The following is a 20,600-nucleotide window of genomic DNA, read 5'->3' on the forward strand; positions in this document are numbered from 1 at the left end:
AGAAGTCGCGGACGGGGGAATGCGGCGTGGACCAGTCGAGGACACCGCTCGCCGAGCGGATCACGGAGCGCAGAGAAGGCGTCGGTGACCCCCGCGCCCTGATCGGTGAGATGCGGCGTTCGGTCCTGCTGGTGCCGATGTCCGGCGGTGGCCTCTGGTCGTCGCACGCGGGCGGGGTGCGGTGGGTGTGCGCCTTCACCGACGAGGAGGCGCTCGCCCGGTTCGCCGAGCAGCGCACGGGCGGTGACCGGCCCATGGAGTACGCGGCGCTGCTGGGGGCGCGCATCGTCGACGAGATCGTGCCCTCGCTGGGGGAACCCGCGGGCCTCGCCGTCGACATCGCGACCGAGGACGGCTCGATGTTCTTCCCGCCGGTCGTCGGCATCGTGCCGGACGGCGCGGCCGTCGACGCGGGCGTGCCGCAGGGGGGCCAGGGCCATGGGCGGTGACGGGAAGGACCTGCACTTCGACAAGGCCGCCGTCGCCAAGTTCACCCAGGGCGTCGGCGCGACCATCGACCAGCTCGGCGAGCTGGGCGGCGCCACCGGCTCGGTCATGGGCAAGGGCTTCTCGGAGCTGTCGATGACGGGCATGGAGGCCGGACACCACGACCTGTCCGTCGACTTCGAGGACTTCTGCGAGCGCTGGGAATGGGGCGTGCGCGCCCTGGTGCGCGACGCCAGCGAACTGGCGAACCGGCTCGGCCTGGCCGCGGGCACCCAGTGGGAGCACGACCAGTACGTACAGGGCGCGCTGAAGGTGGGCGTCAACTCCGTGATGGGCGGCAGCCCGTACGCCAGCGAGGAGGACATCGCCAAGCAGAGCTGGGGCGATGTGTTCACGCCCGACTCCTTCGACCCGGACTGGAGCGCCGAGTCGTGGGACAAGGCCGGCGACGAGATGGGCCAGACCTGGAAGGACACCGGCCGCAAGCTGGTCACCGAAGGTCAGGGCGGCCGGCAGTCGGAGGCGCTCAGGGACGCGTTCGGCGTCTCCGACGACCAGTGGAACCAGGCGCTGGACGACACTTTCGGGCCGTCGCCGCAGGAGCGCGCGCAGCAGCAGGCCCAGCAGAGTGAATCCGGGGGGAACTGACGGTGGGTATCGGCGACATCATCAGTGACCTCACACCGGACTCGGTGGAGGACGCGGTCGAGGACGGCGTCGAGTGGGTCGGCAACCGCGTCGAGGACGTCGGCAACTGGACCGCCGACCGGCTCGACGACGTCGGCTGGGAGTCCGGCGCGGACTGGGTGCGCGAGCAGTCCCGCTCGGTCGCCAACCGGATGGGCGCCGAGGTCGACGAGATGGACCTCGGCCAGACCGACGACAAGACCAAGCTGATCTACGGCAGCGCCGACACGCTCCTCGCCCGCGCCAGGCAACTGCGCGACTTCCAGAAGGCGTTCGACACGACGGGCAACGGCATCAAGGGCCTGTCGTCGGACGAGCTGAAGGGCGAGGCGGCCGACGCGCTGCGCATCGCCGTGGGCAAGCAGCCGCCCCAGTGGTTCACCGGCGCCGACGCCTGCGAGAAGGCGGCCGGCGCGCTGGAGAGCTTCGCCGGCACGGTGGTCTGGGCCCAGGGACAGGCGCAGACCGCGATCGACAAGTGGAAGCAGGGCACCAAGGCGTCCGAGGACGCCGCCGACGCCCACCGCAAGAAGGTCGACGACTTCAACAAGGCGGTCGACAAGTACAACGCGCAGCCCGCCGACAAGCGCGACCCGTCGAGCCTGCCGCCCCGCCCCGCCGCGACGTTCGACGACCCGGGCAAGAAGCTGATGCAGGACGCGCAGGACATCCTCTCCGAGGCGCGCAAGCAGCGGAACACGTCCGCGGCGACCGCCGCGTCGGCGGTCCGCGCCGCCCGCGACCTCGCCCCGAAGAAGCCCTCCTACGCCGAGCAGTTGCGCGACGGCTCCGAAGAGATGCAGCTCATGGGCGACCACGTGGGCGGCGGCATCATCAAGGGCACCGCGGGGCTTCTCAACTTCGTCCGCGGAATCAACCCCACGGACCCGTACAACCTCACGCACCCGGCCGAGTACGTCACCAATCTCAACAGCCTCGCCGCGGGACTCGTGGTCGCCGCCAACGACCCGGTGGGCACCGGCAAGCAGATGGTCAGCGACTTCATGAAGGACCCCGGGGAGGGGTTCGGCCGGCTGATCCCCGACCTCGTGCTGACCGCCGCCACCGGCGGTGGCGGCGCCGGTGTGAAGGCGGCGCGGCTCGCGGAGGAAGCGGCGGGCGCCTCGAAGGCCGCGCGCGTCGCGGACGACGTGGCCGACGCCGGGCGGGCCCGCCGGCTCCTCGACGAGGACGGGGAGGGCGGCCACCGGATCCCGGACGCCGACCGCCTCAAGGGCGGCGACCCGGTGGACCTCGCCACGGGCCGGATGTTCCTGCCGCAGACCGATGTCACGCTGCCCGGCAACCTGCCGCTGGTCTTCACCCGCCGCACGGAGTCCGGGTGCACGGTGGGCCGGTTCATGGGGCCCGCGTGGACCTGCACGGTCGACGAGCGCCTGGAGGTCGACGCGATCGGCGTCGTCCACGTCACCGCCGAGGGGCTCCTGGTCGCGTATCCGCACCCCGTGCCCGGCGTGCCGACCCGGCCCGGCACGGGCAGCGCCCGTACCGAACTGGCCCGCGAGCCCGACGGCGACTACACGCTGACCGACCCCGACAGCGGGCTGGCCTTCCGCTTCGACGCCCCGGACGACGCCGAGCCCGGGGCGGACGGGACCGCCTGGCTCTCCTCGGTCACCGACCGCAACGGCCACCGCGTCGGCATCGACCGCGACGCGGACGGGGCGCCGAGCGCCCTCGTCGACTCGGCGGGCCGGCACCTGAGGCTGACCCTCACCGACGGCCTGCTCACCGCGGTGTCCCTGGCGGGCGCCGCGGCGGGCGGCGCGGACCTGCCCCTGATGGGCTACGGCTACGAGGACGGCAACCTCACCGCCGTCACCAAGCCGTCCGGCGCCGTCACCCGCTTCGTCTACGACGACCGCCGCCGGGTCACCGCCTGGATCGACTCCAACGACAGCCGCTACGACTACGTCTACGACGACCGCGACCGGGTGATCTCCGAGGGCGGCGAGGCGGGCCACATCCAGATCCGCCTCGCCTACACCGACCCGGACCCGGAGACGGGGCTCAGCACCACGACGCTGACCACCGCCGCGGGACACGTCACCCGCCATGTGTTCGGTCCCGGCTGCCGTCCGGTCGCGATCACCGATCCGCTGGGCCACACCACCCGGTACAGCTACGACGCGCGCGGCAACCAGCTGACCCACACCGACGCGCTCGGCTTCACGACCTCCTTCTCGTACGACGAGGAGGGCCGGCTCGTCGGGGCCGTGCGCCCCGACGGCAGCGAACTGCGCACCGTACGCGGCCCGTTCGGGCTGCCCGTCGAGGTCGTCGGGGCGGACGGCACCCGCAGGCTGCACGGGTACGACGAGCGCGGCAACCGCACGTCCGCCACCGACCAGGCCGGCGCCACCACGCACTGCACCTACGACCTCGCGGGCCGGCTCACCTCCGTCACCGACGCGCTCGGCGCCACCACGCGCGTGGTCTGCGACGCGGCCGGACTGCCCGTCGAGGTCACCGGGCCCGCGGGCGACATCACCCGCACGGAGCGCGACGCCCTCGGCCGTCCGGTGCGGGTCACCGATCCGGTGGGCGGGGTGACGACGTACGTGTGGAACGCCGACGGGCAGCTCGGCCGGCGCACGGGCCCCGACGGCGCCACCGAGTCGTGGACCTACGACGGCGAGGGCAACTGCCTGACCCACACCGACGCGGCGGGCGGCATCTCCCGCTTCGAGTACACCCATTTCGACCTGCCGCTGGCCCGCACGGGCCCCGACGGCGTCCGCTACGAGTTCACGCACGACACCGAGCTGCACCTCACCCGCGTCACCAATCCGCAGGGCCTGACCTGGGACTACGCGTACGACGCCGTCGGCAACATCGTCTCCGAGAGCGACTTCGACGGGCGGGTGCTCCGCTACCGGATGGACGCCGAGGGGCGGCTCGCCGCGCGCACCGACGCGCTCGGCGGCACCGTCGCCTTCGAGCGCGACCCGCTCGGCCAGGTGATCCGCAAGGACGTCGACGGCCGCACGACGACGTACGCCTACGACGGCGCGGGACGCCTCGTCGAAGCGGTGGGCCCGGAGAGCGATCTGCGCTACCAGTACGACCGTCGCGGCCGGGTCAAGACGGAGCTGGTCGACGGCCGCGCCATCGTGTACACCTACGACGCGCTGGGCCGCCGCAAGAGCCGAACCACCCCCACCGGCCACGTCACCAGCTACGCCTACGACGCCGGAGGCCGTCCCGAGCGGCTGACGACGGGCGGGCGCGCGGTGGACTTCACCCATGACGCCGCGGGCCGGGAACTCACCCGCGTCCTCGGGGGCGTGGTCACGCTCGCCTCCGCCTGGGACGAGGCGGGCCGGCTGTCCGAGCAGCACCTCAGCGCCGGCCCGCACGCCGTCAACAGCCGGGCCTACTCCTACCGCGCCGACGGCCAACTCCTCGCGGTGGCGGACCGGCTGGCGGGCACCCGCACCTTCGACCTGGACCGCAACGGGCGGGTCACCGCCGTGCACGCCCAGGGCTGGACGGAGCGGTACGCCTACGACGAGACGGGCAACCAGACCTCGGCGTCCTGGCCGTCCCGGCACCCCGGCGGCGAGGCCACCGGTGAGCGCGCCTACACCGGCACCACGATCACCCGGGCCGGCGCGGTGCGCTTCGAGCACGACGCGCTCGGCAGGATCACGCTCCGCCAGAAGACCCGCCTGTCCCGCAAGCCCGACACCTGGCGCTACGCGTGGGACACGGAGAACCGCCTGACGGCCGTGACCACCCCCGACGGCACGCGGTGGCGCTACCGGTACGACCCGTTGGGGCGCCGCACCGCCAAGCAGCGCCTGGCACCCGACGGCGAGCAGGTGGTCGAGGAGACCCGGTTCACCTGGGACGGCCTCACCCTGTGCGAACAGACCGGCCACCAGCCCGGCGGCGCGGCCACGGTCGCCCTCACCTGGGACCACCTCGACGTCGTCCCGCTGGCCCAGACCGAGCGCATCCTCGACGCCGGGCAGGCGGAGATCGACCGCCGGTTCTTCGCCATCGCCACGGACCTCGTCGGTACGCCCACCGAACTGGTCGACGAGTCCGGCGCCGTCGCCTGGCGGTCCCGTTCCACCCTGTGGGGCACCACGGCCTGGGCCCGCGACAGCAGCGCGTACACGCCGCTGCGCTTCCCCGGCCAGTACTACGACCCCGAGACGGGCCTGCACTACAACTGCTTCCGCCACTACGACCCGGAGACGGGCCGCTACGCCTCGCCCGACCCCCTCGGCCTGGCTCCCGCGCCGAACCCGCTCGCGTACGTGGGCAACCCGCACGCCGGGTCCGACCCGCTCGGGCTCATGCCCAAGTACACGAAGGAGGAGAAGGCCGCCCAGGCGAGGGTGAAGGCCCACGAGACCGCGGACGACGTCATCAAGCGGGCCGAGGAAGGCAAGTTCAAGAAGAGCGGCAATTACCACGGGGACACCCGGCACGGCTTCAGCGACGAACGGGTCCTGGAGATCCTCAAGAACCCGGACGCGGTGTACCACTCGACCGCGGGCAGCGGACGGCTGATCTTCCGCCAGGGCGAGGACGTCGTGGTGACCGAGGGCGGCGGCGCCGGGGCGGGCAACGCCATCACGGCGTACGGTCCTTCCGGGATCAAGGGCGAGTCGGGGGCGAAGGCGCTCGGCGGTCTGCCGAGCGATCCGGGCAGCCCGATTACCCATGCCGACGTCGTGGAAGGCAGGATTCCGGCGAAGAACGGCTTCGTGGCCCCGGCCGAACAGATTCGATGAGGCGGCATTCACCGTGAGACTCACCTTCGACGACGACTGGACCGCGACGGTGACGGGCGAACCCCTGCCCATCACCCCGCGCTTCGACTTCGCGGGGCAGCGCGTGCGCGTCGCGACGTACCGGGACGTCGAGGAGCAGGAGCAGTTCCAGCTGGCCACCTTCGGCAGCCAGGACTGGCTCTGGGACGCGCCCGACGAGGCCAGGTTCGACCCGGTCGGCCGTCAGCTGGTCGGTCTCCAGTTCCAGTTGCCCTACGAGGTCGCCGACCCCGAGGACTGCGCCCGCGTCCCGGCCCTGCCCCTGGCCCGGCCGGGCGGCCTGCGCGCGGACGAGGCGCGGGACTTCCGCCTGGAGGCGGCCACGGAGCTGTGCCGGGGGCCGGGCGACGGCGTCCTCACCGGCCTGCGCGACCTCGACGTCCTCGACGAGCCGCTGGAGGCCCGGATCGGGATCGCGCCGGACGTCGCGCTGCTCGTCCAGCACGGCACGATCGTCGGCTGGAGCCTGACCGATCCGGTCCAGTACCTGACCAGCGGGTTCGCCGCTCCCGACCCGGCTCCCGCCGCGGCGGCCACCCGGCCGCTGTTCACCGAGAGCCTGGACCTGACCACCTCGCCGCTGCTGGACGACGTGCGGCACCGGGAGCCGTCGGCCCTGGCACGGCTCAAGGCGCTGCACGAGACCCTGCGCGGCCGCACCGAGGACCGCCACAGGACCGAAGCCCTCCTCGCGCTCATCGGCGACCTCTACGAGGACTACGGCAGCGGATGACGCACTCAGGGCGCCCCCTCGGGGGCGCCCTGAGCGGTCGCTGCGGTCGGTCGACGCGGTCAGTCGCTGGTGACCGTGACCTTCTCGTCGTTGTTGAACTGCTGCACCAGCTGCTTGACCTTGGTCTTGTCCCACAGCAGGTTGCCGCCGGCGCTGCCGCTGACCGGCATGTTCATGGACTTGCCGTCACCGCCGGAGACCGACTTCATCGCCATGAACATCGACGCCAGGTTCCACAGGCTCATGTCCTTGTCGACGACGAGCGAGTCGAGGCCCGCGCCCATCGTCGGGTAGAGCTTGAACGGGTTCATGACCGTGGTCGGCGACGCCACCTTGTGGGCCAGCGCGGCAAGGAACGCCTGCTGGTTCTTGGTGCGCTGCAGGTCGGAGGCGGCGAAGGCGTGCCGGGTGCGGACGTAGGCGAGGGCCTGCTGGCCGTTCAGGGTCTGCTTGCCCGCCTTGAAGTCGGCGCCGGACCACTTGTCCTTGAAGCCTTCCTTCAGGTTCATCTCGACGCCGCCGACGGCGTCGACGATGTTCGCGAACCCGGCGAAGCCGATCTCCGCGTAGTGGTCGATGTGCAGGCCGGTGTTGTACTCGACCGTGCGCACGAGCAGCTCCGGGCCGTCCTCCGCGTACGCGGCGTTCAGCTTCGTCTGGCGGCCCGTGTTCGGGTAGAGCTTGCCGGACTCGGCGCCCTTGAAGCTGGGGATCGTGACGTTCGAGTCACGCGGCAGGGAGACCAGCGTGTCCCCGTTGTCCCCGACGTGCAGGATCATCATCGTGTCCGTGCGCTTGCCCTCGGCGGAGCCGGTGTGCAGCTTCTTCTTCTCGGCGGCGGACATGCCCTCACGGCTGTCGGTGCCGACGATCAGGTAGTTCGTGCCGTCGCCCGTCGCGGGCCGGTCGATCACCTTGGACAGGTCGACGTCCCGGTGCAGCTTGGAGTCGGCCCAGAAGTACGTGGCGACGCTGGTGATCACCAACACGCTGACCAGGGTGATCGCAGTCCACTTGATGCGCCGGCCCCAGTTCGGGGTGCGCGCCGGACGCCCGGTCGGCGGCCCGTAGTCGCCTTCGCCGCCGCCGGAGCGGGAGCCGCGGCTGGGCTGGCCGTAGACCTGGCCGGTGTTGTACCCGCTGTCGTAGCCGTCGTCGCGACCCGACCGCGGCGCCTCCTGCCGGTACAGGTCGTCGTAGCCGTCGTCGTACGCGGGCGGCTGCTGCTGGGGCACAGGGCGCCGCACCTGCCGCATGACGCGGGCTCCCTCAGGGCGTGCGTTGTCGCTGCCACGGCCGTAGCCGCCGCGGTTGCCGCCGCCCTGCCTGTCGCTCCACCCGTCGGGCCAATCGTTCATTGGAACAGTGTGCAGGGCACGGCTGTGTGCCCCACAAGGGCGTGTGGGAAATCGGGCCAGGGCTGTTGCGAAGCTGACACAAACGCGCCGGGTCAAGACCACGCCATACAGTTGAACCATGACTGATCACGCCATACCGGCCGAGGACGCCCTCGAAGGCAAGCCCGTCTCGGCCTCCCGCACGACCCTGAGCCACATCATGACGGCGGCCGAGACGAACCTGCTCGGCACCGTGCACGGTGGCGTGATCATGAAGCTCGTCGACGATGTCGCGGGCGCGGTCGCGGGCCGTCACTCGGGCGGCCCCGCGGTCACCGCCTCCATGGACGAGATGGTCTTCATGGAGCCGGTCCGCGTGGGCGACCTCGTGCACGTCCGGGCGCAGTGCAACTGGACGGGCCGTACGTCGATGGAGATCGGCGTCCGCGTGCTCGCCGAGCGCTGGAACGAGTCGACGCCCCCGACCCGCGTCGGCTCGGCCTACCTGGTCTTCGCCGCCGTCGACGCCGACGGCAAGCCGCGCCCGGTCCCGCCGGTGATCCTGGAGACGGAGAAGGACCGCCGCCGCAACCAGGAGGCCCAGATCCGCCGCCAGCACCGCCTGGCCCGCCGCCGCGCCATCAAGGAGCTGCGGGAGAAGCGCATCGCCGAGGGCCTGGACGACGACCTGTAGTCAGCTCACGGGCAGACGACCTGGTCCCCGGTGACGGCGCCGAACTCGCCCTGGTACGCGTCCTCGGCCCGTACCGCCCGGACGCCCTTGTAGTCGGCGCCCGCCCGCACCTTCAGCACCGCGCCCTGCCCCTTCACGGCCTGCATCGGGGCGCCGCCCAGCGCGGTGGACAGCGACTTCGCCGACCGGTCCCAGCGGGGGTCGTAGAGCACCGTGGTGCGCTTCACGGCGCGGTCCTCGGCATTGACGGGCGCCCCGGACGTGCGGAACCCGGTGCCCTTGAGCGCGGCGTCGACCTTCTTGCCCAGGCCGGGCGTCATCGTCGCGTTCTCCACCTGGACGCGGATCTGCTGCGGCGAGACGTCCACCACCGTCGCCTTCTTCTTCGCCCGGTGCGACGCCAGCGGCTTGTCGTCGCGCAGCGCGTCGAAGAGCTTCGTGGCCTTCTTCTCGTCCCACTTCACGGTGGAGCCGATGCCCTTGACCGGGTAGCTGATGTCGCCGATCGGCACCGTCGTGAACTCCGACGAGGAGGGCGAGAAATTGCGCATCGCCCGCGCCAGGTCGACCATCTCGTCGGTGCCGAAGCCCTTGTCGGCGCGGACCGAGCTGAGCAGCGTACGGGCGACGTCGCGGAAGCGGACCGGGTTGAGCAGTACCCCGGACGACGTCGTCTCCGCGATCAGGGAGGCCAGGAAGCGCTGCTGGCGCTGCATCCGCCCGAGGTCGCCCGCGCCGTCCGTGTGCCGGGCCCGTACGTACTGCAGGGCCTCGCCGCCGTCCAGCCGGTGGGTGCCGACGCTCAGGTCGAGACCGGTGTACGCGTCCTTCAGCGGGCGCGCGGTGCACACCTCGACGCCGCCCAGCTCGTCGACGGTCTTCATGAAGCTGGTGAAGTCGACCTCCAGATAGTGGTCGATCTTCACGTGCGTCATGTTCTCGACGGTGCGCACGGTCAGCTGCGGGCCGCCCTCCGCGTACGCCGCGTTGATCTTGACGGGGTGGGCGTGGTGCTCCTCGCCGCTGTTCATGTCGGTGTGCGGCGGCATCTCCGCGTAGGAGTCGCGGGGGAGCGAGACCACGGAGGCCCGCTCGTGGTCCTCCGAGATGTGCACGATCATGATCGTGTCCGTGCAGTGGCAGGGCGCGCCGCCGAGCCGGTACTTCCTGCGCTCGTCGTCGCTGATCCTGTCGCGGCCGTCGGTGCCGACGAGCAGCACGTTCATGCCGTGTCCGGCCGCCGGGCGGTTCTTCATGTCCTTGAAGGGGTCGATGCGCTCGATCCCGGTGTCGATGCCGGTGACGAGCGCGTGCCCGATCCCCGCGGCGGCCAGCACGGTCACCGAGAACGTGGTCGCCACCCGCATCGCCCAGCGGGGCTTCTTCCTGCGCGGCGGCCGGACCGGCCGGGGGCTCTGCCCGGGACCCTGGGGCCCCTGAGGCCCCTGCGGACGCGGCTGCCGCCGCGGGCGGGCGGGGGAGCGGGGCGGTGTGGGCACGGCGGACACCTCCGCGAGGGTGGGCGTGGGATCGTGAGCACCGTAGGCCGATACGATCTGCGGCCCGCGGTAGCGACCCGGGCGGCGCGCGCCGGTGTCCCCCATTAGCGGTAACGTGACGCGTGATGCTGCCCTTCCGGCGGCGCAGGATCCCACAGCCGCTTCGCGACGGGCCGGACCCCCGGCCGTGAAAGACGAAATGGACACTCTGAACACGAACACCGACGGGCAGCTTCCGGCCGTATCCGTGATCATGCCGATCCTCAACGAGGAGCGGCATCTGCGCGAGGCCGTCGAGGCGATCCTGGCGCAGGAGTACGACGGCGAGATGGAGGTCGTGCTCGCGCTCGGCCCGTCCACGGACCGTACGGACGAGATCGCCGCGCAGCTCGTGGCGGACCACCCCCAGGTGCACACGGTGCCGAACCCGACGGGCCGCACCCCCGCCGCGCTGAACGCCGCGATCAAGGCGTCCCGGCACCCGGTCGTCGTCCGTGTCGACGGGCACGCCGCGCTCTCGGCCGGCTACATCGCCACCGCCGTCCGCCTCCTGGCGGAGACGGGCGCGATGAACGTCGGCGGCATCATGTTCGCCGAGGGCACCAACGCCTGGGAGCAGGCCGTCGCCGCCGCGATGACCTCGAAGATCGGCGTGGGCAACGCGGTGTTCCACACCGGCGGCGAGGCCCAGCGGGCCGACACCGTCTACCTCGGCGTCTTCCGGCGCGAGGCCCTGGAGCAGCAGGGCGGGTACAACGAGGAGTTCATCCGCGCCCAGGACTGGGAGCTGAACTTCCGGATCCGTGAGGCCGGCGGGCTCATCTGGTTCTCGCCCGAGCTCAAGGTGTCGTACCGGCCGCGGCCCAGCGTCAAGGCGCTCGCCAAGCAGTACAAGGACTACGGCCGTTGGCGGCACGTCGTCGCCCGCTACCACTCGGGCTCCATCAACCTGCGCTACCTCGCCCCGCCGACCGCCGTCTGCGCGATCGCCGCGGGCATCGTGGTGGGCGCGGCGCTCACCCCGTGGGGCTTCGTGGTCCCGGCCGGATATCTGGCCGCGATCGTCGCCGGTTCCGTCCCGGCGGGCAAGGGGATGTCGCTGAAGGCGCGCGCCCAGATCCCCGTCGCCCTCGCCACCATGCACATGTCGTGGGGCTGGGGCTTCCTCACCAGCCCCAAGTCGCTGGCGAAGCGGGTCATCGCCTCGCGCCGCCCGGCCGTGATGGCGCCCAGCGCCTCCAACTAGCGTGCAGGGCGCGGGAGTTCACCTCCCGCGCCCATCGGCCCTTCGGTCACCAGGTGTACTTCGGGTCCACCTTCATGCACTTGGAGTCGTCCGCGCCGTTCTGCGTCTGCTCCTTGTCCAGGGTCTTGCTCGCGTCGTCCTCGGACGCGGACTTCGGGTAGGCGTCGCCCGTCTTCCAGTCGGCGCCCACGGTCAGCGTCACGCCGGACACGTCCGTCGACTTCTTCACCGAACTCAGCGGAATCCCGAGGGCCTTGGCGACCGCCTGGGCGTCGCCCTCCAGGTCCGACGACGGGAAGTTGATCACTGTCCGGTCCACCGTGAGGGACTGCGACTGGTCCGCGACGGCCTCCGCGAAGCCCTTGCCGGTGAGCACCTGCGTCACCGTCGAGGCCCGGCCGGGCACCGCCGCCGTGGTCGTCGTCCGGGTGCCGTTGCGTACCTGCACCGCGATCTTGTCGTCGGCCGCGGCGGGATCGTCGGAGACCTGGCTCGTCTTCTTGCTCTTCTTGCCGTCCAGTGCGACGTCCTCACGGAGCATCCGCCACAGGGTGTCGGCCGCGGGCGTCGCCTCCACGTTCGCGCCCACGTACCGGAACGGCATGGTCGTCATCGTGATCCGCTTCGGATGGGGCTTCTTCAGCTCGTTGCTCAGGTCGTACAGCTTCTTGACCGAGTCGAGGCCGTCGTCGGGCTTGATCGCTTCCGTCGCCGTCTCGGCGAGCTGGCGCAGCTTGTTGGGATGCGTGAACGTCGCGTTCTTGCGCAGCTGGCGCACGAGCGCGCTCATGTACATGTGCTGTGCCTTGGCGCGCGCGATGTCGGAGCCGTCCTCGAAGCCGTGCCGGGTGCGCAGCCACTGCAGGGCCTGCACGCCCTTGACGTACGTCGTGCCCTTCTTCAGCTTCAGGCCCGAACCCTCGTGCGCACCATGGGAGTAGACGTTGGCGTTGACGCACACCGGTACACCGCCGACCGCGTCCGCCATCGACACCACACCCGAGAAGTCGATCATCAGGTAGTGGTCGATGTGGATGCCGGTGATCTGCTCCCAGGTGGCGACCGTGCAGCCGGCGCCGCCGTGCGTCAGCGACGCGTTCGTCTTGCCCCGGATCGTCGTCGCCGGGTACACCTTGCCGGTCTCCGGGTCGGTGCACTTGGGCAGGGTGGTGAGGGTGTCGCGCGGCATGCTCACCACCGACATGTTGCTGCGGTCCGCCGACAGGTGCACCAGCATCTGCACATCGGCGAGCGGGGCCGCGCCCACGCTCGCCTTGCTCCCGCCGAGCTTCAGGTCCTCCTTGGAGTTACGGCTGTCGGAGCCGATCAGGAGGATGTTCAGCGGGGTCTGGCCCGCCGCGTTCGGGGTGGGCTTCGGGGCCTTGTGGTCGCCGATGTTGAGCTTGCCCGTCTTGATGTTGCTGTTCAGGTGCTGGTACCAGAGGTAGCCGGCGCCCGCCGTGCCGAGCACGAGGACCGCGAGCACACCCGCGGCCCAGCGCAGTATTCGAAAACCTCTGCGCCGTTTGGGACGGGCGCCTTTGCGCCGGTGGCCGCGGTGCCCGCCGCCACCGGTGGGCGCGTCCGCGGTCGCCGGGCCCCCACCGTCCTCGTAGAGGGACTCGTCCCACCCCAACTCGCCCGCTCGCGTCACTGGTTCGCCGCGGCCGTCAGGCCGTGAGCGCTCCCCGCGCACACCGCTTCGCCCCATGTCCCTGCCCGCCCTCCCCGCCCTGTGCCCATGGCTCGGCCGCCCCGCTGTCCCTTGGTTAGACAGTCAGAAGGCGGCCGAGGTTGGTCACTGGGCGCACACAGTCTTGTCAGCTGTTTGCTTGTCGACCTTCGGCGCCTTCGCCGAGGCGCCGTCGATGGGTGTCCCCGCACCCTGGAAGTCCTGGCCCAGGATGAGGATCATCGCGGGCAGGCCCTGGTCGTTCTTCTCGCTCTTGCCTTCCTTCAACGCGGACGCCGGGAGCCCCATGATGTCGGCGAGGCGCCGCGCCTGGTCGGCCTGGTCGGGCGAGTACTCGAGCGTGGTCTTCTTCTGCGTCGGCTTGTTGCCCAGCTGGCTGGACTTCAGGACGCCCTCGCTGTTCTGCAGCCAGGTGAGCGTCTCCTGCGCGGCGCCGGTCTTCTCGCTGCCGTTGTAGAGGTCGACGCGCACCTCGGACGCGGCCGACTTGGGGCCCTTCAGCTTCGCGGCCTGGGCGGCCTTCGCCTTCTTCTTCGTCTCCGTCAGGGAGACGTCGTTCTTGATGGCGTTGAAGACCGCGGGTGCCTGCGCGTCGTTGACGACGACGGTGGCGTGCACCTTCTCCGTCGGGTTGTCGACGACCGGCGTGGTGACGAACGAGATGTTCTTCGTCGGCACCTTGTTGATCTCCAGGGCGACGTCCTTGAGCTTGCCCAGACTCCCTATGCCCTGGTCGACCGTGAGCGCCTTGGTGGCGGCCTCGGCGAGCCGGGTCAGCTTGACCGGGTTGGTGATGGTGTCGCCCGAACTCATCTTCCGCGCGAGGGAACCGAGGAACTGCTGCTGCACCTTGATCCGGTCCAGGTCGCCCTGGTTGCCGAAGCTGTGCCGGGTACGCAGGAAGGCGAGGGCCTGCTCGCCCGCCAGGGTGTGCTTGCCCTTGGAGAGCTTGAGGTGCGAGTCCGGGTCGTCCACGTCCTTGGCGACACAGACCTCGACGCCGCCGACCGCGCTGGTCAGCGTCTTCACCGCGTTGAAGTCGGCCATCATGAAGTGGTCCGGGGTGATGCCCGTGACCGCCTTGACCGTCTTCATGGTGCAGCCCGGGTCGCGGCCGTCCTGGCCGAGGCTGGTGTTGAAGCGCACGCCGGTCGAGCCCGGGATGACCTTGCTCTTGCCGTCGGCGTCCGTCACGGTGCAGTCCGGCACGTCCACGATGAGGTCGCGCGGGATGCTGAGCGCGGTCGCGTTCGACCGGTCCTTGGAGACGTGCAGCAGGATGTTGGTGTCGGCGTGGCCGACGCTGCCCTTGTCGCCGTAGCCCTCGTTGCCCTTGCCGGTGCGCTTGTCCGTGCCGATGACGAGGATGTTGAACGCCTCGTCCTTGGAGAAGTAGTCCTTGGCCTCATCGGTCTTGGTGACCGTGATGTTGCCGTTGAGGTGCTGGTAGTAGAGGTAGCCGCCGACCGCGGTGACCAGCACCACGAACGACATGCCGCCGGTCGTCCACAGCAGGACCTTCTTGACCTTCGACTTCTTCTTCTTCGGCTTCGAGCGCCGCCTGCCGGGACCCGCCGCCTGGGCCGGCGGCTCACGCCGCCTGCGGGGCGAAGGAACGTCCTGCTGCTGCCGTCGCCCGGAGGCGCTGCGACGGGGACCTGGCACTGTCGACTGCCCACCGGAAGGGTTCAGTCGCAGTTCGTAATCGCCAGTCTGGGGATTGAGCACCCACTGGTCTGCGGGGTCGACATTGTTGTCTGCCCGCCCACGGCCTTGCGCGTCCACGGTTTTCTGCGTCCTCCGTCGGGGCCACGCGGCGCCCCACCCCCCTCAAAGCGGGCGCCCGGTCAAGTCGGTAAGCAGTGCGCGACCTCGCCGACGAAGTATCGAGGCATGGCCGGGTGCACCGGATCGCTCACACTATCCGCCCAGTTCAGCGTCGAGCGACGGCGGTGACAAATTCCACTCCCCTACAACTGGGCAATCCGGACCATTTCTTGAAACCTGTGTGTCCCCTGATGCCCTCTGATGACTCGCGCTTTACCCGCAGGCGTCCTGGGCCGCCGTGCTGCCCCGGAATGTGGGGGCGGGGGAGGGCGTCGCGGAGGGGGAGGCGCCGGGGGCGGGACCGCCCGGCTTGCCGTCGAGGTGGGAGGGGGGCCCGTACTCCCCGTCCTCCTCGTAGGCGTACTCGCCCTCGCCCTCGTAACCGCCCTCGCTCTCCCCGTCGTACCCGTCCTCGTTGTACGCGTATTCGTCCGACATGCCTGACTCGTCCCGGGTTTCGGCCCGCACCTCGGCGGGAGTCTCCTTCGAGACGACAACGGGAGCGTCAGTGCGAATCCGCGTGAACAGCCGGTCGGCGGCGGGCTGCACGAGCTGGTCGCGGTTGGCGTTGTAGATGTACGACTCCCGGGGCACCGTCAGGAACTGGATGCGCGAGGACGGGATGCCGCGCATCCCGCGCACGAGGTCGTAGAGCCCGCGCAGGCTGGCCAGGCCCGGGTCGGTGGTCAGCGCGGAGGTGGCGGCGTCGAGCACCGGGTACAGCTTCGTCGGGTTGAGCAGTACGTCGTTGCTCTGCATCTTGTCGGCGAGCGCGCCGAGGAAGCGCTGCTGACGGTCCATCCGGTCGGTGTCGCTGCCGTTGCCGAGACTCTTGCGGGCGCGTACGTAGCCGAGGGCCTGCTCGCCGTCGAGGCGCTGGCGCCCCGCGGGCAGCTTCAGATGCGCGTCGGCGTCGTCGATCGGCTTGTCGAGGCAGACGTCGACGCCGTCGACGGCGTCCACCATGTCCTTGAACCCCTGGAAGTCCACCACCATGTGATGGTCGATCCGGATTCCCGTCATCTTCTCCACGGTCCGGATCGTGCAGGCCGAACCGCCCACCTCGAAGGCGTAGTTGAACATCGCGAACATCGGCTCGATCCGCGACCCGTCCTTCTTGAGGCAGGCCGGTACGTCGACCATCAGATCGCGCGGAAAGGAGACGGCGGTGGCGCTCTTCCGGTCGGCGGCGACGTGCAGCAGGATCGTCGTGTCCGACCGCTGGGTGCCGTCGTTGCGCCCGTACTTCCCGTTCTGGCCGGCCCGCGAGTCGGAGCCGATGAGCAGCAGGTTCTGCGCCCCGGCGACCAGGACGGTGGGCCGCTCCTTCTCGTAGCGGGCGAGCTCGGTCGCCGCGTCCTCGTCCGCGGTGATGTTCCCGTTGAGCTTCTCGTACGCGATCCAGCCCGCGCCGCCCGCGACGAGCACGAGCAGCGCCACCGCGATCGCCGAGTTCCGCAGCCATCTCCTGCGCCGCCGGACTCGCCAGGCCCCGGTGGGCGACGAGCCGGTGCCCTGGCCGTTCGGCGGCGTGGCAGCGGAGTCGGTCACGTGCGGATCCCCCTCGGCGACGTAAAGAGACGCGAACCTCGAAAACGGACGTGTCTCTACGACCATGGACCCGTCGGCGGCGCGCGGCCGGGGGAGCTGGGCCGAACGGGTGGGGTCGAGGGGGTCGAGGGGGGGGCGGGGGTCGAGGTGGGGCCGAGCGGGCGGTGCTGGGGTCAGCGGACCGTGGTGGTGACCCGCTCGCTCTCCACGCGCTTGGCCAGGCCCTCGTCGCCGAGCCGGTCCAGGTGGCGGCAGAGCACCACCGAGCCGCCGGTGGCGAGCGGCGCGTACAGCCCGGCGCTCAGCCCGGCCCAGCTGTCGTACGCGAGCCCGGACAGCAGCCGCTCGCCGGGCGCGGTGGCCTCGGCGCGGGCCCGCTGCACGATCTCGGCGCCGGTGAACGCGGCGCCGTCGACGACGAGCGCGGTCTCGTCCGGGTCGACCGGAACGAAGGGGGCGAACCGGTCGCCCTGCCCCGGCACCTCGACCGCGTAGTCCAGGAACCCCTCGGGCGGCTGCGGGAACCGCCCGCCCAGCGGCCGCAGCGCGAGCGCGACCCGCTCGCCGGAACAGGCGCGCGCGGCGTCCAGGGTGTCGGGCCCGCTGACGACGAGGTCGGCGCCGGCCGGGTCCCCGCCGACCTCGGCGACGACGCCGACCGCCGAGGCGGCCAGCAGCCACACCGCGGTCTGCCAGTGCGCGGGCAGCAGCACGGCGAGCCGGTCCCCGGGCTCGGCACCCAGGTCGCCCTGCAACAGGTTGGCGGTCTTGTTCACCCAGTTCGCGAGGGTGGCCACGGACAACTCCACGCGCTCCCCGGTGGCGTCGTCGTAGAACGTCACGAGGGGCCGACCGGGGTCCCCGCGCAGGGCGTCATCGAGCAGAGCGGCAGGCGTACGAGCAGCAACATTCACACCCAGCACCCTAGGCCCACCCCCACCCCTCCCCATCCCGCCCCCGGCAACCGCCTTTCCCACCCCGGCCCGCTCCCGCGCGCCTTGGGCAATCTGCCGCCATGGGCGGCAGGGTGGGCAAGGCGGCACCCCAGCGCCGGGCAGGCGCTCCCGCAGGCGCCGGCCCACGGCCCCGCTCCCGGACCTCGACGCCGGGCGAGCACCCGGACGACTCCGGCCCACGACTCCGGCCCACGACTCCGGCCCGGGCCCCCGGCCCCGGCCCACAACTCCGGCCCGCCACCGACACCCCGTCAGACCACAACCCCCACCCCAGACTTCACCCGCACACCCATATGACCCACCCCAATAGCCGGAAACACCCCACTGTGCCCACGATCGTGGGCATGCGTGGATTCCTTGCTTCCTCGATCGGCGTCACCTGCGCGGCCGCCCTCACCCTCCCCCTCACCCTGCCCACGGCCGGCCACGCGGCGACACCGCCCCCGGCACAGGAGTCACTCCCGGGCACCACCCAGTCCCTCCCCCTGTCGTCCCTGACCTCCACGACGGGCGACCGTTCACTCTCCCGGCAGGAACAGGGCCTGCCCCGCCGGGACGTCCGCCCGTTCTCCCTCGTGGGCGTGGTCTGGGACAACCCGGACGCCCAACTGCACGGCCGGGTCCAGGTCCGCACCCGAGCCACCGGCACCACGACCTGGTCCACCTGGCAGGACGTGGAGACCCACAACGACGACGCCCCCGACCCGGACGCCCCGGAACGCACCTCGGGCACGGTCCACGGCGCGACGGCCCCCCTGTGGGTCGGCGACTCCGACGGCGTGGAAGTACGGGTGAAGCCGGACACCCCCACGGACCGCACCCTCACACCCCCCACCGAACCCAAAAACCCCACCGAGCCCACAGACGGCACAGAGCCCCTCCCCAAGGGCCTCCGCCTCGAACTCGTGGACCCGGGAGAAGACCCCCCGCCCTCCGGCGCCGAATCCGACACCCCCCGCGGAGCGAACCTCACCGCGGAAGCCGCAGCCGCCTCCGCCGTCAACGCCGACCTCGCCCCGCTCGGCGCGACCACCATCCCCGCCCTCACCAAGAAGGAGACGGAGGACGACCTCATCGCGGCCCGCGGCGGCGAGGCCGACGCGACCAAGGCCCGCCCCTACGTCGGCCCGCGCCCGCGGATCATCACCCGCAAGGGCTGGGGCGCCGACGAGAAGCTCCGCGAGCGCGACTTCGTCTACACGAAAACCGTCAAGGCGGCCTTCATCCACCACAGCGCATCGGGTAACAACTACCGCTGCTCACAAGCCTCTTCCGTCATTCGCAGTATCTACCGCTACCACGTCAAGAGCAGTGGTTGGCGGGACATCGGCTACAACTTCCTCGTAGACAAGTGCGGAAACATCTACGAGGGCCGGGCCGGCGGAGTCACCAAACCGGTCATGGGCGCGCACACCCTCGGCTTCAACACCAACAGCATGGGCATCGCGGTTCTCGGCACGTTCGGCAGCTCCAACCCGCCCGCGGCCGCCGTGAACGCCATCGCACGCCTCACCGCCTGGAAGCTCGGCCTGTACGGGGCGAACCCCCGCGGGACGACATATCTCAAATCAGGTGGTGGCAATCTGTACCGCAAGGGAAAGAATGTGCGGCTGAAGGTAATCTCCGGCCACCGGGACGGGTTCGCAACCGAATGCCCGGGACGCCGTCTCTACAAGAAACTCGGCACGGCCCGTAGCAGCTCGGCCCATCTCCAGGGTCGCTGAGCCGGCCGGCCGGGCCCCGCGAACGGTCTGCATACACTGGCCGGCCGAAAGACAGTTCGGCCGGCCCCAGCAGGAAGCAGAGACGACAGGTGACAGAAGCGATCCTCCTGGTCGGCGGCAAGGGCACCAGACTGCGCCCCCTCACGGTGAACACCCCCAAGCCGATGGTCCCGGCGGCGGGCGTGCCGTTCCTCACGCACCAACTGGCCCGTGCCAAGGCGGCCGGGGTCGATCACATCGTCCTCGCCACGTCCTATCTGGCGGAGGTCTTCGAGCCGTACTTCGGCGACGGCTCCCGCCTCGGCCTCCACCTCGAGTACGTCACCGAGGTCGAGCCTCTCGGCACCGGCGGCGCGATCCGCAACGTCGCCTCGCACCTGCGCTCCGGGCCCGACGACCCGGTCCTGATCTTCAACGGCGACATCCTGACGGGCCTGGACATCCCGGCCCTGCTCGACGAGCACACCACGTCCGGGGCGGACGTCTCCCTGCACCTGTCCCGCGTCGAGGACCCGAGGGCGTACGGCCTGGTCCCCACGGACGCGACGGGCCGGGTCCAGGCGTTCCTGGAGAAGCCCCAGACCCCCGAAGAGATCGTGACGGACCAGATCAACGCGGGCGCGTACGTCTTCCGCCGCTCCGTGATCGACACGATCCCCACCGGCCGCCCGGTGTCGGTGGAGCGCGAGACGTTCCCGGATCTGCTGTCCTCCGGCGCGCACCTCCAGGGCATGGTCGACTCCACGTACTGGCTGGACCTCGGCACCCCGCAGGCGTTCGTGCGCGGCTCGGCCGACCTGGTCCTGGGCCGCGCCCCGTCCCCGGCGGTTCCGGGCCGCTGCGGCGACTGCCTGGTGCTGCCCACGGCAGAGGTGGCCCAGGACGCGAAGCTGACGGGCGGCACGGTCATCGGTGAGAACGCGCGCGTGGGCGAGGGCGCCCGCATCTTCGGTTCCACGGTCCTGGCCGACGCGGTGATCGAACCGGGTGCGGTGATCACGGACTCCCTGATCGGCAAGGGTGCCCGGATCGGCGCTCGTACGGTGCTGACCGGAGCGGTGATCGGCGACGGCGCGCACGTGGGCGCCGACAACGAACTCCAGACAGGCGTCCGCATCTGGTGCGACGCCACCCTCCCCCCGGCCACCCTCCGCTTCTCCTCAGACCAGTAACCCCAGACCCCCGCCACCACCCGCACCGTCCTAGGCCAACCCGCCACCACCCACCCACACCGGCCTAGGCCGCTCCGCCACCGCCCACCCGCACCGGCCTAGGCCGCTCCGCCACCGCCCACCCCCGCCCGCCTCGGGCAATCCGCCGCCGCCCGCCCCGCGCGCCTTGGACAATCCGCCCCGGCCCGCCCCCGCCCGCCTTGGGCAATCGGCCCAGGCCCACCCC

The 20,600-nt window shown here is 71.2% G+C and carries 14 protein-coding genes; 8 read left to right on the top strand and 6 right to left on the bottom strand.

Features of this window, described 5'->3' with window-relative positions; translation table 11 throughout:
- Window positions 1–26 precede the first annotated feature (26 nt).
- From J3486_RS36060 to J3486_RS36075, 4 genes are read left to right on the top strand one after another with little or no spacing between them, the layout of a single operon-like run.
- Window positions 27–449, top strand: a complete 423-nt coding sequence (locus J3486_RS36060) for an SseB family protein (protein ID WP_207828014.1) — start codon at window positions 27–29, stop codon at window positions 447–449.
- Complete coding sequence (locus J3486_RS36065) at window positions 439–1,095, top strand: hypothetical protein (protein ID WP_207828015.1); 657 nt, start codon at window positions 439–441, stop codon at window positions 1,093–1,095. Before J3486_RS36060 ends, J3486_RS36065 begins: the two co-directional genes overlap by 11 nt.
- Before the next feature lie 2 nt (window positions 1,096–1,097).
- The gene (locus J3486_RS36070; protein WP_207828016.1) at window positions 1,098–5,903 is read left to right on the top strand and encodes a putative T7SS-secreted protein; all 4,806 of its coding nucleotides are present in this window, start codon (window positions 1,098–1,100) and stop codon (window positions 5,901–5,903) included.
- A gap of 13 nt (window positions 5,904–5,916) precedes the next feature.
- The gene (locus J3486_RS36075) at window positions 5,917–6,675 is read left to right on the top strand and encodes a hypothetical protein (RefSeq protein WP_207828017.1); all 759 of its coding nucleotides are present in this window, start codon (window positions 5,917–5,919) and stop codon (window positions 6,673–6,675) included.
- Between the two features lie 59 nt (window positions 6,676–6,734).
- Here the strand turns inward: J3486_RS36075 and J3486_RS36080 are convergent, their stop codons facing one another.
- A complete protein-coding gene (locus tag J3486_RS36080) occupies window positions 6,735–8,033 on the bottom strand; it encodes an LCP family protein (protein WP_207828018.1) in 1,299 nt (432 codons plus the stop codon).
- Window positions 8,034–8,151: 118 nt separating this feature from the next.
- On the opposite strand from J3486_RS36080, the gene J3486_RS36085 reads away from it, so the two are divergent.
- Complete coding sequence (locus J3486_RS36085) at window positions 8,152–8,706, top strand: acyl-CoA thioesterase (RefSeq protein ID WP_207828019.1); 555 nt, start codon at window positions 8,152–8,154, stop codon at window positions 8,704–8,706.
- A gap of 5 nt (window positions 8,707–8,711) precedes the next feature.
- Here J3486_RS36085 and J3486_RS36090 read toward each other — a convergent pair whose 3' ends face one another.
- A complete protein-coding gene (locus tag J3486_RS36090) occupies window positions 8,712–10,073 on the bottom strand; it encodes an LCP family protein (protein WP_229379135.1) in 1,362 nt (453 codons plus the stop codon).
- A gap of 331 nt (window positions 10,074–10,404) precedes the next feature.
- Between J3486_RS36090 and J3486_RS36095 the strand changes: the two genes are divergently transcribed.
- The gene (locus J3486_RS36095; RefSeq protein ID WP_229379136.1) at window positions 10,405–11,451 is read left to right on the top strand and encodes a glycosyltransferase family 2 protein; all 1,047 of its coding nucleotides are present in this window, start codon (window positions 10,405–10,407) and stop codon (window positions 11,449–11,451) included.
- A gap of 46 nt (window positions 11,452–11,497) precedes the next feature.
- Here J3486_RS36095 and J3486_RS36100 read toward each other — a convergent pair whose 3' ends face one another.
- The 4 genes from J3486_RS36100 to J3486_RS36115 all read right to left on the bottom strand — a co-directional run bounded on the left by J3486_RS36100 (window position 11,498) and on the right by J3486_RS36115 (window position 17,436).
- Window positions 11,498–13,162: an LCP family protein gene (locus tag J3486_RS36100; protein WP_207828021.1), complete on the bottom strand. Its 1,665-nt coding sequence runs from the start codon at window positions 13,160–13,162 to the stop codon at window positions 11,498–11,500.
- Window positions 13,163–13,249: 87 nt separating this feature from the next.
- On the bottom strand, window positions 13,250–14,929 hold the full coding sequence (locus J3486_RS36105) for an LCP family protein (protein ID WP_207828022.1): 1,680 nt from the start codon (window positions 14,927–14,929) through the stop codon (window positions 13,250–13,252).
- Between the two features lie 255 nt (window positions 14,930–15,184).
- On the bottom strand, window positions 15,185–16,522 hold the full coding sequence (locus tag J3486_RS36110; RefSeq protein WP_307805086.1) for an LCP family protein: 1,338 nt from the start codon (window positions 16,520–16,522) through the stop codon (window positions 15,185–15,187).
- Between the two features lie 173 nt (window positions 16,523–16,695).
- Window positions 16,696–17,436, bottom strand: coding sequence for a TIGR03089 family protein (locus tag J3486_RS36115; protein WP_207828024.1), 741 nt, complete (start codon window positions 17,434–17,436; stop codon window positions 16,696–16,698).
- A 386-nt stretch (window positions 17,437–17,822) separates the two neighbouring features.
- On the opposite strand from J3486_RS36115, the gene J3486_RS36120 reads away from it, so the two are divergent.
- The gene (locus tag J3486_RS36120; RefSeq protein WP_207828025.1) at window positions 17,823–19,202 is read left to right on the top strand and encodes a peptidoglycan recognition protein; all 1,380 of its coding nucleotides are present in this window, start codon (window positions 17,823–17,825) and stop codon (window positions 19,200–19,202) included.
- Window positions 19,203–19,291: 89 nt separating this feature from the next.
- On the top strand, window positions 19,292–20,374 hold the full coding sequence (locus J3486_RS36125; protein WP_207828026.1) for a sugar phosphate nucleotidyltransferase: 1,083 nt from the start codon (window positions 19,292–19,294) through the stop codon (window positions 20,372–20,374).
- Window positions 20,375–20,600 lie beyond the last annotated feature (226 nt).

The sequence above is a fragment of the Streptomyces sp. VRA16 Mangrove soil genome (assembly GCF_017377775.1).
Lineage (GTDB): Bacteria > Actinomycetota > Actinomycetes > Streptomycetales > Streptomycetaceae > Streptomyces.